This is a genomic window from Flavobacterium davisii (assembly GCF_042182265.1).
GTDB classification, from domain to species: domain Bacteria; phylum Bacteroidota; class Bacteroidia; order Flavobacteriales; family Flavobacteriaceae; genus Flavobacterium; species Flavobacterium davisii.
Window position 1 is genome coordinate 1911269 of sequence record NZ_CP097869.1, and the last position, 14988, is coordinate 1926256.

The 14988-nt window shown below is 29.7% G+C and carries 20 protein-coding genes; 5 read left to right on the plus strand and 15 right to left on the minus strand.

From position 1 onward, the window contains the following. Positions 1-7 precede the first annotated feature (7 nt). From NAB20_RS07955 to NAB20_RS08025, 15 genes are all read right to left on the minus strand, one after another. Positions 8-481, minus strand: a complete 474-nt coding sequence (locus NAB20_RS07955; protein WP_375604920.1) for a hypothetical protein — start codon at positions 479-481, stop codon at positions 8-10. Between the two features lie 32 nt (positions 482-513). Beyond that, positions 514-897, minus strand: coding sequence for an ADP-ribosyltransferase domain-containing protein (locus NAB20_RS07960; protein ID WP_235878802.1), 384 nt, complete (start codon positions 895-897; stop codon positions 514-516). Between the two features lie 202 nt (positions 898-1099). Then, complete coding sequence (locus tag NAB20_RS07965) at positions 1100-1708, minus strand: hypothetical protein (protein WP_375604921.1); 609 nt, start codon at positions 1706-1708, stop codon at positions 1100-1102. After that, complete coding sequence (locus tag NAB20_RS07970) at positions 1705-2262, minus strand: hypothetical protein (RefSeq protein ID WP_375604922.1); 558 nt, start codon at positions 2260-2262, stop codon at positions 1705-1707. The genes NAB20_RS07965 and NAB20_RS07970 overlap by 4 nt, the downstream gene beginning before the upstream one ends. A gap of 539 nt (positions 2263-2801) precedes the next feature. Then, a complete protein-coding gene (locus NAB20_RS07975) occupies positions 2802-3506 on the minus strand; it encodes a hypothetical protein (protein WP_375604923.1) in 705 nt (234 codons plus the stop codon). Next, the gene (locus NAB20_RS07980; RefSeq protein ID WP_375604924.1) at positions 3506-5131 is read right to left on the minus strand and encodes a hypothetical protein; all 1626 of its coding nucleotides are present in this window, start codon (positions 5129-5131) and stop codon (positions 3506-3508) included. The genes NAB20_RS07975 and NAB20_RS07980 overlap by 1 nt, the downstream gene beginning before the upstream one ends. Positions 5132-5138: 7 nt before the next feature. Then, entirely contained in the window at positions 5139-5531 is a 393-nt protein-coding gene (locus NAB20_RS07985; protein ID WP_375604925.1) for a hypothetical protein, read from the minus strand. Between the two features lie 8 nt (positions 5532-5539). Then, entirely contained in the window at positions 5540-5698 is a 159-nt protein-coding gene (locus NAB20_RS07990; RefSeq protein ID WP_375604926.1) for a hypothetical protein, read from the minus strand. A gap of 66 nt (positions 5699-5764) precedes the next feature. Continuing rightward, entirely contained in the window at positions 5765-5920 is a 156-nt protein-coding gene (locus NAB20_RS07995; protein ID WP_375604927.1) for a hypothetical protein, read from the minus strand. An 85-nt stretch (positions 5921-6005) separates the two neighbouring features. Next, on the minus strand, positions 6006-6542 hold the full coding sequence (locus NAB20_RS08000) for a hypothetical protein (protein WP_375604928.1): 537 nt from the start codon (positions 6540-6542) through the stop codon (positions 6006-6008). A gap of 2 nt (positions 6543-6544) precedes the next feature. Further along, complete coding sequence (locus NAB20_RS08005) at positions 6545-6826, minus strand: hypothetical protein (RefSeq protein WP_375604929.1); 282 nt, start codon at positions 6824-6826, stop codon at positions 6545-6547. Between the two features lie 328 nt (positions 6827-7154). Continuing rightward, positions 7155-7685 (minus strand): hypothetical protein, encoded by a 531-nt coding sequence (locus tag NAB20_RS08010; RefSeq protein WP_235878303.1) that lies wholly within the window; start codon positions 7683-7685, stop codon positions 7155-7157. Next, positions 7682-8665: a hypothetical protein gene (locus tag NAB20_RS08015; protein ID WP_375604930.1), complete on the minus strand. Its 984-nt coding sequence runs from the start codon at positions 8663-8665 to the stop codon at positions 7682-7684. The genes NAB20_RS08010 and NAB20_RS08015 overlap by 4 nt, the downstream gene beginning before the upstream one ends. A 1-nt stretch (position 8666) precedes the next feature. Beyond that, positions 8667-9179 (minus strand): hypothetical protein, encoded by a 513-nt coding sequence (locus NAB20_RS08020; RefSeq protein ID WP_375604931.1) that lies wholly within the window; start codon positions 9177-9179, stop codon positions 8667-8669. Then, a complete protein-coding gene (locus NAB20_RS08025) occupies positions 9179-10612 on the minus strand; it encodes a hypothetical protein (RefSeq protein ID WP_375604932.1) in 1434 nt (477 codons plus the stop codon). Before NAB20_RS08025 ends, NAB20_RS08020 begins: the two co-directional genes overlap by 1 nt. A 212-nt stretch (positions 10613-10824) precedes the next feature. On the opposite strand from NAB20_RS08025, the gene NAB20_RS08030 reads away from it, so the two are divergent. The 5 genes from NAB20_RS08030 to NAB20_RS08050 all read left to right on the plus strand — a co-directional run bounded on the left by NAB20_RS08030 (position 10825) and on the right by NAB20_RS08050 (position 14987). Beyond that, entirely contained in the window at positions 10825-11529 is a 705-nt protein-coding gene (locus NAB20_RS08030) for a hypothetical protein (RefSeq protein WP_375604933.1), read from the plus strand. Positions 11530-11908: 379 nt separating this feature from the next. After that, a complete protein-coding gene (locus tag NAB20_RS08035) occupies positions 11909-12475 on the plus strand; it encodes a hypothetical protein (protein WP_375604934.1) in 567 nt (188 codons plus the stop codon). Next, positions 12472-13404 carry a hypothetical protein gene (locus NAB20_RS08040; protein WP_375604935.1) on the plus strand — a complete coding sequence of 311 codons (933 nt, stop codon included), beginning with the start codon at positions 12472-12474 and terminating at the stop codon, positions 13402-13404. Before NAB20_RS08035 ends, NAB20_RS08040 begins: the two co-directional genes overlap by 4 nt. Before the next feature lies 1 nt (position 13405). After that, positions 13406-13915: a hypothetical protein gene (locus NAB20_RS08045; protein WP_088419105.1), complete on the plus strand. Its 510-nt coding sequence runs from the start codon at positions 13406-13408 to the stop codon at positions 13913-13915. A gap of 367 nt (positions 13916-14282) precedes the next feature. After that, on the plus strand, positions 14283-14987 hold the full coding sequence (locus NAB20_RS08050) for a hypothetical protein (RefSeq protein ID WP_375604936.1): 705 nt from the start codon (positions 14283-14285) through the stop codon (positions 14985-14987). Position 14988: the final 1 nt, after the last annotated feature.

The following is a 14988-nucleotide window of genomic DNA, read 5'->3' on the forward strand; positions in this document are numbered from 1 at the left end:
ATCAGATTTAAATATCTTGTAAACGTTTTAAAATTTCCAATTTACTTTCTAAATATAAAATATTTATCTCTTCAATAAAATACTTTTCTAAACTACAATTAAGGCATTCATATATTAATGATTTAAGCCTATAAAAATAAAAATCCTTAATTTTTCTAACATCTTTGTATGAATTAATATTCCTTTTCGTCAAGTACAAATAAGCTTTTAGTTTTGTTATTTGTATACTTTTTTTGGGTGAAAGGTTTAGTTTATGCGAACAATTAATAACTGCTTCATATAAATCAATTACACATTCTTCATACCTAAAAAAATCAATAGTATAATTTGTGGATTTTCTAATAATTTTTGAACGTAATAAACGTTTTATTTGCTTTTCCATTTCTGTAAGACTATTCCAACTAATGTCATCATCTAAATCACTATTATTAAATTGTTCTTTTAACCATAGAAGTTCACTTTTGTCAATTAAATTCTTCATATTCTAATAGTATAATATCAAATTCATTCATATTATAACTCTTTTATTTTATATATATAAACATTATGATTTTTAGTACTTGAAACAATATCAATAAGTTCATATTGAGTGTAAGGTTTAAATAAAACTTCAGATTCTGAACTATTAATCATTTTTAAATCGACACCTGTTTTTGATTCTATTTGCCAAATTACATCTCCATTTCCAACTCTTCTAAAATCATCAGCAATAAAATCATCAATTGAACTTGAAGTAAAATGCCCTTTAAAATTAAATTTCTGTCCTTTTATTAATGTTTTCTCAAAATTAGATTCTGTTAATCCTGCACCTCTAAAAACGGTTACATTTAATTGTTTGGGTAATTTTGAACAGGCTAACATCATTAAATCTTTCATTGCTGAGTATTCCGCAGTCATAGATATTTCTCCTGCTAAAGCTTTATTGAAATTAGCGTAATAATTATCTTGAATAAATAACTTTAGAGAAGCATCTAGGGATTTTTTTAATAAATCACTTATTTTGATTTTTAATGAAAATGCAAAAATGTAAAATAGTTTTACATTACTATTTTAACAAAGTCAGGAGACATTGCCCAGCATGTGAATCTTAAATTATAGCTCAGACTTCGGGCAGCTGGGGGTCAACCTTAAAAATCGTAGAATTAATAAACTTAACTTTCAAATCACTTACAGTCTTTTTCCAAGAATCTAAATGTGGATCAGGAAAATTCACTTTCTCTAAATAAGCAAAATACTGTTCTGAACAGATAATGGTTTGTTCAATAAAGTCCTTTTTGGGAACCATTATTTCTTGAATCATATAATTTGTATATGACCAAAAAATCCCTTCTTCTTTATCATTTTCATAAGTTTTACAACCAAAATGTCTTATTCGAACACCAATATCATAACAATCAATAAAATCAAACTCTAAATAGTCTTTATACAGTACTTCTAGTTGATATCTATAAATATTTTCATCCAAAATACTATTAGCTGCACATACATAACAAGTAAGTATAACTCTTGCAATATATTCATCTTTAATAATAAATGTATGTTTATAAAACTGAATTGTTACTCTACCTATTTCAGACCTTGAATTTTTGTATTTGGGTTTAGATAATTTATCTTTTAGTTCTGCATCATAATCCACCTTTTCCATTAAGTCTTCAAAACCTATATAAGAGTTTTCTGCAAGCTCTACCTCAAAAAAAATCTTTGTCATTGTATTTCGTTTATTATTTTTAATATAGATGATTTTATTGTTATTCCGCCAGTTCTTGATTTTGGATAAAACTGACCTATTATGTTCGCGTTGTCAGGAAATACTCCAGGTGCAGTTCCAATATTTTTACCAAGATCAGAGCCTATAAATACTTCCATACCATTTGATAACTTTACAAGCTCTGGATTACTATTCAAAGGAAAGTTAGCTCCTTTAGTATTTTTCAATATAGTCAATGCTTCATCAATGTATGCAGAAACTTCTTGTTGTGTTGTTCCAATTGGAAACATATCAATATTACTTGAAATTCCATTTACATTAAAATCGAAGCATTCTGCACTATGCTTGTCCATAATGTGTTTCATATTTATATCATCAAAAACTTTGTTAGCTTGAGTAAAATAATTTGGCTTTACATTGGAAACAGGCATTTTTTTAAAAGCTGGTAAGTATATATCTACTAATTCTACAAATTGATTGTATCCTCCTGATAGCAAATTTTTGTTAAACAAATTATTTATTTTCTGAACATCATTTTTAGCATAAGAAATCATTTTCTCAAGCCTAACAATATCGTCATTAATCTGAGTTTTTTGAAGAAGTCCTCTTACATCAAATCCTGCATTCTCAATTCTTCTATATGCTCTTATGAAATCGGCATCAGACAGTAACGTAAATTTACTCTTAAATCGTTGCAGATATTGAGCTTCTTTTGACGCAATAACAACCCCGCTCCCGCGCGAATCCTTTCGCGTGGTATTTACAATTTAAAAAACTGAAGAACACAAATATCTTCCAGTAATCCTCTTTCTCCAGAATAATCGACTGCACTACTATTTTTGTAATCTTCAGGTCTAAACACTATTCCTTCCGCAACTGGATTGTTATGAATGTAATCAATTTTTTGTTTGATTACTTCAAGTTGCTAGTTGATTATTTTTATCATTTATTACTGCCACGCGAAAGGATTCGCGCGGGAGCGGGGGTAATCTTTAAATTATAGCTTAGACTTCGAGCATCAAGAATTTTCTTCAATTTTCCATTAATAGTTTTTATTATTCCAACAGCTTCAACATCACTGGTTATTTCCTTTTTATAACACAATTCGATGATGTGGTTCTAAAAGATCAACTATATCTTCATAGTAAATAACTTCTCCATTAAACATTACTCCATCTTCACAAAAATCATTTAATCCTAAATTTTCAAACTCAAATTCTGTAGCACCATATTCAAAACACAACTTTTTCAAATCTCGAAGAAAGCTATTTAATCGAGGTGTATTTAGATAAGCTAATTCTGAGTTATCTACAGGATATTCAAATTCACGACACTTATTATTCTCTAAGCCTAAATTAAATACGTCATTATCTAAATAACACAATAGTTCCAACTTATCTTCACGCTTTAACAACTCTACTCTAATGGGAATTGACCCATGAGAACTTGATTTTTCAAAACTATTTTCTATTGGAATTAATGGGTTAATAGAAATTATTTTTTGAGCTATTTTATCGTTTGGATTAATAAATAAATATGTTGGATAGTAATAATTATTATTGTCTTTTTGATACAATGGATACAACGACATTGATTGTATGACTAAATCATTCAAGTCATTGACTGGTACTGCTATTTTATATTTTACTGCGATCTCAATATAGCCTTTAATAAAATTTATAATTTCACGATGAGACCCCAATTCATCCCATATAAAATGGTAGTACACAGATAAATCTCCTTCAAAATCTGTCCAATAAATTGATGAATTAGAAAACTTAATATCTAATCTTTTCATTACCATTCAGTATTTTTTATTGCAAACCTACCTTGTGCATTTTCTACATGTAATTCAGAGATAGAGTTTGTTAGGTTATTTTTATTTATTCCTCCTGCTTGATCGAGCAAATCAGCTTTAATTTTATTTATAAACTGTTGCTTATTGAGGTTATAATATGGATTTGAGGCATTACTAATATTTAACTTGCCATAATGATTTGGGTATTGATTTTTGATACTTGATGATAACTTAGATTCATCAGTAAATTTCTTTATAATATCATCAAGTCTATCTCTAACAGCATCAGCTCCACCTGTTACATTTTTACATTCTACTAATGCTTTTTTTGTAGTTATAGTAACATCAACCTCATTAACATTTGCAGTCCATTTCCTAGAAATATATACTTCATTGCCTTGATTCATCCAATATTTACCTTCATTTAGCTCGTTAAGTAAATCGTTAGCACTTGATGTATTTACATTTCCAGAAACAACAGGTTTTCTAAATGCACTATTTAAATTTTCTAATAAATCTTCAGGATTTTTAAATTTAGTTGAGCTTACTAATTCATCAATCATTGATTGCATTTTATTAGCTCCAATCACATCATCAATATACATAGCTCGCAAAGCAATATCGTCAGCAATTGAACTTGAAATTCCTCTACTTATAAGCCTACTTGATAAGTTCCCCGCCCCTGTAACCTTCTTCCCAATCACATATCCCTTCCATTTTTTTATCAATTCAGCATTACCGTTAGGAATATCTTTGATGGTTATTCTTACTTTGCCTTCTTCGGCTAATTTATTCCAAGTTTTAGGTCGGCCTGTCACGGGGTCTTTAGGAATATTCCATTTGACTTGCTTGCCTTGCCCTTTTTGATTAAACCAAGGGATTACATCAGCAAGTTCTCCATCAAAACCTAAATCTTCTAATATTTCGATTTCATAATAAAAAGTATAATTTGATTCTGGAATATTTAGTGCTCTTGAAGAAAAATCAAAAGGCTTATCGTCAATAATAGGGCTGGTAAAATTACCTCCTAATAAGGGTTCGTTTATTCCATCCCAACTCCCTATAGGATTCGCATAACGGTCATATTTTTTGAACTTTTGAAGTGATATTCCACTTTCAATATTGTATCCGCCATTGTATGGAGGCCAATTTCCATTGATTTTATATTCCTTAAAAATCTCTTCTAACCGTTGCCATAAATGCAATTTGTTTTCATTATTAGCTTTTTTATAGTATTGATAGGCTAACGATCTTAAATGTTTAGGAAGATTTGATACATCAACCGTTTGTTCAAATTTTTGCTGACTATCTAAAAACGGAATAGGAACATTTCTTTCTTCACTTGTAAGCTTGTCAATCCATTTTTGATACCCACCAGCATTTTTTACTTCTTGAAAATTTTCGGCTACTATTTTAACTTCAGGAAGACTATTTCTTAAAGAAGGCTTTTCTTTATTCAACAAATACCAAGCGTCAAATGCTTTAGAATCGCTTTTTACAAAATCTTTTAAAGCGGTATTACGAGAAAAATCTTTTGCTAATTCAGAAAATGTACATTGTGCAAATCCTGATGTTACAAAAAACAAACTCCAAAAGGCTATAACATAAAAATATATTTTTTTCATATTTATTTTATTTTTCTTCATAACTCCAAACTCCAGCTATTTTGCATACAAAACGATTCGGATTAGGTTCACCCAAACCAAAAATAATTAGATTTTTTTGTGAACAAAATTCACATTCTTTAGTGATATAACGAGAGGAATACAACGTTATATCCACAACTAATTCACCTGTAGCATTCTTAATTAACATTTTATGATTCAAAATATCCTCTTCTGTTAGTATCTGCTTTTTTACAAGTTCATTAACATCGCTTGAGATTTGAAAAAAATCAATACTTACTTTGTTTGATGAATTACAATTGGAACAATAATAATTAAAAACGGCAGGTTTTTGATTGTGATTTTCAAACAATTTGATATTTGTTTCAAGTTTTTTTAGGATTCTTATTTTCATTTTCATCTAAAAATCTATTTTGTACAAATTGGTAATTTTCTTTCAGTTAATAACAACCAAGAGTCTATAACATCATCTGCATCTGTTTTAATTAATTTAAGCATTTCGGTATTCCCTGCTACATCTTTCACAAACAATTTGATTTCATCCTCAGAAATTCCTTTTGCTTTCAATTTAGATAAAACTTCAGAAGAAAGTTCAAAAACCCCTGCTCCCGCGCGAATCCTTTCGCGTGGTATTTACAATTTAAAAAACTGAAGAACACAAATATCTTCCAGTAATCCTCTTTCTCCAGAATAATCGACTGCACTACTATTTTTGTAATCTTCAGGTCTAAACACTATTCCTTCCGCAACTGGATTGTTATGAATGTAATCAATTTTTTGTTTGATCACTTCAAGTTGCTAGTTGATTATTTTTATCATTTATTACTGCCACGCGAAAGGATTCGCGCGGGAGCGGGGATTGAAAAAAGCCCGATTAAGTCGGGTTTTCGTTATACTTTAAATATCCTATTTCTCGGTCTTTACCTTCAATATACTTCTGTATAATTCTTTTTTTGACAAAGGGTAATTTCCAAAGATTATAATATTCCAACTGTTTATATTGTTGATGCTTTTTTAATTCTTCAAATACATCATAAGCAAGCATCCATTCATTTATTGAACTATTGGCTTTTAAAACATTTTCAACAGATAAATTTAATTCCTCTATTTCTTGCTCAGTCAATCTTCTTTCAGGAAATAAATAATCTTGCAACAAAAACTTAACATAGTTTTTGATGTCCTCATTTGAATAACTTTCTGGACTTATTAATAATTGGCTTTCTGTCGCTAAACTAATCCAATCAAAATTTTTATCAAACATTACGGATGAATATTCTGATATCAAATTTTCTTTACTAATTGTACCACCATTGATACAATAGTTTATACTTCCTATACTATCCTCATATGGAAACCAATTTGCTTCCATAAAGGAAGCTAAAGCGCTTATTAAATTCCTTAAGTCATTCATAATTAAAAATCAGGAAACATAGTTAATAACTGCCAATCACCCGAAGAAGTTTGCTGATATACAGCTCTAACTTTAGTTGATTGCTGAAATATTTGTCCATCTTTTGGAACTCCTTTGCCATAAGCACTACCATCAGTCAATGTATGATAAACAACTTTGGTATTACTTCCAGTTACTGGAGTTGAATTAAAAGCAGAAGTTCCAGGTTTTGTATTATTTAAGGCCTTTTGTAGTTGTTGCGGATTTTCAAATTTTGAACTATACGGAGGTTTGGTATACGGCATAGTATTCCCAATATGAGAACCCCCGCTCCCGCGCGAATCCTTTCGCGTGGTATTTACAACTTAAAAAACCGAAAAACACATATATCTTCCAGTAATCCTCTTTCACCAGAATAATCGACTGCACTACTATATTTTTAATCTTCAGGTCTAAACACTATTCCTTCCGCAACTGGATTATTGTGAATGTAATCATTTTTTTGTTTGATTACTTCAAGTTGCTAGTTGATTATTTTTATCTTTTATTACTGCCACGCGAAAGGATTCGCGCGGGAGCGGGGGAAAGACACCCTCTCAAACGCTCTTAATTTTGCTAAGTAGCTTATAGTACTTATAAAAAACTAGAAGAACCTTTGTACAAGTCTAAATTTACCTCTTTGATGGAATTAATGTCCTTAACGTACTCACCGATACTAAAATCAAAAATATTATCAATTTTCCCATTAGTATCATATTCAAATGCATAAAGTAAAGCACCACTTTTATAAAAAAATTTTTGAACCATCGAGTTGTTGTTCTCTACAAAGTTGGTTTTTATATAAACAGCATTATTATCAATATATTCGATTTCTCCGAAAGAATTTAAAGAACCTTTAATATATGTTTTAAAATTTTCTTTTTTTAAACCACCCAGTATTCTTTTATCATAGTGAAAAGTGGTAATTTCTGCCAAAAAAACATTATGCCTACTAATTACTGATTCATTTTCAATTTCGTACTCTATACATACCAACTTATTATCATCGTACTTTTTGGTTTCTATAAAATCATCTCCAATATTAACTTCTTTAAAATTTGCATGCTCTTTAATTTTATCGAACGCAATTTCATTCCCGTTAGTATCTATATATTTTTTTATCATTTTAGATCTAGATAAGGTTTAATATCGAAGCCCTTTCCTTTGATTATTATGGAAACATCAGCAGTAGTAGCAGTTGAACTACCAAGTACTTTTCTAGCTTCATAAAAATCATTCATAAATGAAGTATAGGGTTCTATTCTATCAAAATAAAACGCATTAACCTTCCCTTTACTTATTTCCGTCTCTAAATTCTTTATAAGATTATCTCCTGCTAACCCTGGGGATCTTTTTCTTATTGCATCTTTCATTTTATTAGTTAACACAGCAAAATCATTTTCATTCATAAATATTGCCACATCAATATCTTTAGCATTAGGAGTTCTTAAAGCAGAACCTTGAATTTTTATATCATTACTAATTATGCCGTAATCTGAAAGCTGCTTCTTTAGTTTAGAACTAAACTCAGTAAAATTCTCTAAAGAGTTAAAAGTATAAGGATGTCCGTTTTTCAAAACAACATTTACGTAGTTATCCATTTGTTGCATTAACTCTACAGCATCAATACGTTTTGCATCCCTACAACTAATAAATAACATATCATCAATAATATCATCTGTAAGATTTAGTGATTTACCCTTATTTATTATTTGTGTTATTTCTGCGTCAGTATGTTTCAATGCAAATCCTGTAGAACCTTGAACCCTTGTAACAAGCTTATTTTTAAAGGTAGATAGCCAGTTCCCCGCCCCAGTAACATTTTTCCATTTGCTATACCCCCCAGCATTTTTTATAGCCTGATAATTATCTTCTACTTCTTTTAAAACTTTCGCATTAGTTTTTTCTAATGATTTCTCTTCTAAAAGCAAGTGCCAAGCATCAAAGACTTTATCTGTATCATCAGCTTTTGAAGCATAATCTCGCAACTCTTTTGAGGCATACAAATCATTTTCAAAAAGACTTTTTACTGTTTCACATTGAGTAAAGCCATAAAAAGAATTTAAGAAAACAAATAATAATATAATATTTTTTAAATATTTCATTTTAAAATTCTCCTTTTATTTTTTTCATAATATTTTCAGGTAATTCAGGGTTTTCCCAAATTCCATGAATATAGGTTACATCTTCCCCTCTCGCATCTTCTCCTGCACTACGTGGTTGATAATCAAATTGCCAACGTTTTGACTTAATTATAATGTATTCCTTTTCTAAATGTGACAGCACCCATGATAAATATACAATTGAAAATCTATCATCATTTGAAATTTTAGCGAGTTTATATCCTGAAGATTCTCTTTTAATAATTTCAAAACTGAAAATATTAGAAAGATAAACTAATTCTTCTTCTGTAAAATTTAATTCCAAATTCCCACTAGGATTAAACGTTAATAACTTAGATCTTTGCTTTTTTGCATTCTCATACAAAGAATAATTATCAATAAATATTTCTGGTCTAATCAATTCCTGTTTTATAGTACAAAACCCTCTAATTTGATTTTCAACAGAGGAATGTGCATCATTTGTTTGAATACAATAAAATTCTTCAATTTTTTTCATTAATTACAATCTATATTTTTATTCATTACTTTTTTAACTGATTCCCTAGTATCCTCAATCAAATGTGTCCAATTCTTACCCGAACCCAATCTTGATTGTTGAATAATATCTATTTTATCCTCTATTGCACTAAATTTCATTCCTTTCAAACGAACTTGTGTAGCACCACCCATTACCTTTTTACCTGCTTTTGTTTTCCATGGAATAGCCGGACCTACATCAAAAGTGACTCCTTCAGAATTTTTCAATCTAAATTTAAAATAATATGTTCCTTCTTCCAAATCATCCATCAAAGCCCTTGCGTCGTAGGTAAAAACATTATCAATTTGATTATATGCAGAATTCTTTACAGGACTTGCAAATCCTCCACCTAGCATATCTTGTTCTTCACCTCTTAACTTAGTTTGAAATCTATCAAAAAAAACAGTGCCAATTTCTGTTTTTATTTGTTCTCCAGTAACCGTTTTCTCTATTTTGTAAAATCCATCATATGGAGGCCATCCACCATTAATTAACTTATTAGGATTCGCGTGAAAATAATCAAACAAATCATCCCACTTCTCAGCACCCCATAATTCAAAAGCTTTTGCTCTTTGTGCAATAGTTGAATTATATTGCATAGTTCCTTCAAATGTATCAAAATCGACCGTATTACCTCTAAATTTCTGCTTCCAAACTTTTTTAATTTGCATTAAATCATCAATTGATAATTTTTCTGAAGCTCCATATTTTTTCCAAATTTCTAATACATTTTCATCTTGAATTTTCCTTATGATTTCTTCTGTTGCATTTGCAAAATCGTCTAAAAATTTTACTTTTAAATCTCCTAGTTCATCAATCCCATCTTTTAAAACTTTAAATTCAGGCTTAGATAAAATTTTAACAATTGAGTTATTCCCAACTACTATATCACCCTTTTTTATCTTATCAATTGCCTTTTCAATTTTATTAGCCAAAACAACATTATCCATTTTGGAGAAAGCTGATAAATCTTTTTCTAATAATTTCACAATAACCGTACGAGTCTCCTTAGATAATAAACTAAGCTGTTCCGTACTCAAATTTTTCAATACAAAATCAGCATATTCCTCGGTAGCTTTTTCAACTTTCCCTGCGTCAGCAAGATATTCACTTTTAATAATATCATTAATGGGTGATTTAATAAGATTTTTTGAATTAATAACTAAATCTGTAGCTGATATACCTCCAGTAATTAAACTAGTTTTATTGAAAAACTCGGCCAAAGCAGGATTATCTTCTCTAAATGCAGTACCTGCCATACTACTTACCGAACTGATTTTATCAGCATAAAATAAAACCCTACCCAGTTTAGTAAATTGGGTAGCTGGAATAGCAAGCGACAAAACATCAAGACTTGTTTGAATAATATCCGATTGTGTTTGCAAGCTACCTACATCGCTACCGTAAAGCATTAAAATAGCAGGAACTGGGAGCGGGGGAAAGGATTCGCTCGTAGTTACAATTTAAAAACTGAAAAAAACAAATATATTTCAGAAATCCTGACCACGCGAAAGGATTCGCGCGGGAGCGGGGGAATAAATAAAAATAACCTAACAAACTCTATCTCTGAATTACATGTAGAAAATGCACAAGGTAGGTTTGCAATAAAAAATACTGAATGGTAATGAAAAGATTAGATATTAAGTTTTCTAATTCATCAATTTATTGGACAGATTTTGAAGGAAATTTATCTGTGTACTACCATTTTATATGGGATGAATTGGGGTCTCATCGTGAAATTATAAATTTTATTAAAGGCTATATTGAGATCGCAGTAAAATATAAAATAGCAGTACCAGTCAATGACTTGAATGATTTAGTCATACAATCAATGTCGTTGTATCCATTGTATCAAAAAGACAATAATAATTATTACTATCCAACATATTTATTTATTAATCCAAACGATAAAATAGCTCAAAAAATAATTTCTATTAACCCATTAATTCCAATAGAAAATAGTTTTGAAAAATCAAGTTCTCATGGGTCAATTCCCATTAGAGTAGAGTTGTTAAAGCGTGAAGATAAGTTGGAACTATTGTGTTATTTAGATAATGACGTATTTAATTTAGGCTTAGAGAATAATAAGTGTCGTGAATTTGAATATCCTGTAGATAACTCAGAATTAGCTTATCTAAATACACCTCGATTAAATAGCTTTCTTCGAGATTTGAAAAAGTTGTGTTTTGAATATGGTGCTACAGAATTTGAGTTTGAAAATTTAGGATTAAATGATTTTTGTGAAGATGGAGTAATGTTTAATGGAGAAGTTATTTACTATGAAGATATAGTTGATCTTTTAGAACCACATCATCGAATTGTGTTATAAAAAGGAAATAACCAGTGATGTTGAAGCTGTTGGAATAATAAAAACTATTAATGGAAAATTGAAGAAAATTCTTGATGCTCGAAGTCTAAGCTATAATTTAAAGATTACCCCCGCTCCCGCGCGAATCCTTTCGCGTGGCAGTAATAAATGATAAAAATAATCAACTAGCAACTTGAAGTAATCAAACAAAAAATTGATTACATTCATAACAATCCAGTTGCGGAAGGAATAGTGTTTAGACCTGAAGATTACAAATATAGTAGTGCAGTCGATTATTCTGGAGAAAGAGGATTACTGGAAGATATTTGTGTTCTTCAGTTTTTTAAATTGTAAATACCACGCGAAAGGATTCGCGTGGGAGCGGGGTACAAAATAAGCTATGTCAAAAGAAGAAATTATACAATATGCAAATTTTCCAGAAGGGAGTTGGCAAAAGAAAAAATATGATTATGTATTATTACCATTTCAGGATTATTTAGACAAGTATTACCATGATTTTGAGGTCAAAATGGATATTATACCTGAAGGGAAATTAGTTCCCCATAGATGGGTACAAATACAAAAGAATTGTTTAGATAAAGCATTTCAGTTTAATGATGTAGAGTTTGAAACTTATTTAAAGCAAATAAGATGGTCATTGCCAATTGGGAAAGCCTCTTGTATGAAAAAAAAAGTAAAAGAATATGAGGAGCAAGAACTAATATATGATACTGATATTTTACGTTTTTTCTCTATGTTGGAATGCTCCAATTTTTTGATAAAAAATGATATCAAAAGTATTCAAAATTGGTTGGAAATTCAAAATTGGTTTGCCCCTCAAAAAGCTATCAAACAAGATAGAACTATCAAAGAAATTTTAAGTTATAGATATGGTAATCATTGGTTAAGGGATAAATTAGTTGATTTGCCGTGGTTAAAGATATTTAAAAAAAAAAAACAATTATGAAACAGAAAAATATTATGAATAGGTTATTAATACTAACTTTATTATTATTTTCAAGTGTTTGTTTCTCTCAGTGTTGGTTTACATCACTCGCACAAGATATAGAAAACGGATCAACAGAGTTTAAAAATTTTATCAGTACTAATGATCAGGCTTTTGCTTCTTATGAAATTTTATATGCTGAGGCTTCTGCATTAAAAAACAATGTTGATGAGTTAACTCTTGTTTCTAGTAAAATTGAAGAAATAAAAAATGCAGGAGGGTATATTAAATGGAAAAATGCTACAGGATCAGGGAGTTTGGATGAAATGCTTAAAAACTCTTCATTCAAAACTATTTATGAGCCTTTAGAAAATGGTAGTCTTATTAGAAAATTTGCACAATTCAATGTTACATCTGCAGAAGAGGCTTCTCTAAAGTTATTTATTCAAGATAATTATTACGCTAATTTCAATAAAGCTTTAGCAGGAGAAATATCTATGACTACGGAATACTCAGCAATGAAAGATTTAATGATGTCTGCCTGTTCAAAATTACCTAAACAATTAAATGTAACCGTTTTTAGAGGTGCAGGATTAACAGAATCTAATTTTGCGAAAACATTAATAAAAGGACAGAAATTTAATTTTAATGGTCGTTTTACCTCAAGTTCAATTGATGATTCAACAGCAGATATTTTCAGAAGAGGAGGTAATGGATATGTAATATGGCAAATAGAATCAAATGATGATTCAACAGCAGATATTTTCAGAAGAGGAGGTAATGGATATGTAATATGGCAAATAGAATCAAAAACAGGTGTTGATTTAAAAGTGATTAATGGTTCAGAATCTGAAGTTTTATTTAAACCTTTCACTCAATATGAACTCATTGATATTATACCAAGTACTAAAACTCAAAATGTCTTGATTTATAAAATAAAAGAGCTATAATATGAACGAATGTGAAAAGATACTATTAGAATATGAAGAATTCAATTTAATTGATAAAACTGAACTTTTATGGTTAAAAGAACAACTTATTAATAGTGATTTAGATGAAGATAGTAATTGGAATGTTCTTTCAGATAATAAAAAGCAAATTAAAAGAATATTTAGATCTAAAATGGCAAAAAAAACAATAAATTATACTATTGATTTTTTTAGGTATGAAGAGAGTGTAATTGATTTGTATGAAGCTATTATTTCATGTTTGAAAGTATTAGATATGACTAATAAAAAAGATATTCAAATAACAAGACTAAAAGCATATTTATGTTTAACTAAAAAGAACATTAATAGATATAAGGATTCTAGAGAAATTAAAAATTTTCATTTTGAAAAATTTAAATCAGTAATATATAATTGTCTAAATTGTAGTTTAGAACAATATTTTATTGAAGATGTTAATATTTTATATTTAGAAAGTAAATTAGAAATTTTAAAGCGTTTACAAGATATTTAAATATGATCATAAAAACTTTAATATACCCCGCTCCCGCGCGAATCCTTTCGCGTGGCAGTAATAAATGATAAAAATAATCAACTAGCAACTTGAAGTAATCAAACAAAAAATTGATTACATTCATAACAATCCAGTTGCGGAAGGAATAGTGTTTAGACCTGAAGATTACAAATATAGTAGTGCAGTCGATTATTCTGGAGAAAGAGGATTACTGGAAGATATATGTGTTTTTCAGTTTTTTAAGTTGTAATTACCACGCGAAAGGATTCGCGCGGGAGCGGGGAAGATGTAACCTATATTCATGGAATTTGGGAAAACCCTGAACTACCTGAAAATATTATGAAAAAAATAAAAGGAGAATTTTAAAATGAAATATTTAAAAAATATTATATTATTATTTGTTTTCTTAAATTCTTTTTATGGCTTTACTCAATGTGAAACAGTAAAAAGTCTTTTTGAAAATGACTTGTATGCCTCAAAAGAGTTGCGAGATTATGCTTCAAAAGCTGATGATCCTGATAAAGTTTTTGATGCTTGGCACTTGCTTTTAGAAGAGAAATCATTAGAAAAAACTAATGCGAAAGTTTTAAAAGAAGTAGAAGATAATTATCAGGCTATAAAAAATGCTGGGGGGTATAGCAAATGGAAAAATGTTACTGGGGCGGGGAGAACTCTTTCTGAAATGCGAAATTCAGTTGATGAATGGGTTAGACTTCAACGACATTTGACTACTTCTAACAACCAATTAAGAGAATTTAATACTGCAACAATTCTATACAATAAAGCAACAGGCAAATATTACTATGGAGCTAACAGAGGAATATTTGTAAGCGGTGCAGAAATCCATCCAACTTTAGCTGGAAAACTTCCCGAAACTTCAACTAATAATGCCTACAAACTTGGGAATTGTGCGGAATGCGATGCGGTGAATCAAGCATTACATGACGGTGCAAATTGGGGAGATTTACAAATGCATACAATAGGTGTTCAATGGAATACTGGGGCCACTTTTCCAAAACCTTTGTGCTCAAATTGTGAAGTGACTTTTGTAGGAATTGAAATAATACAATAAA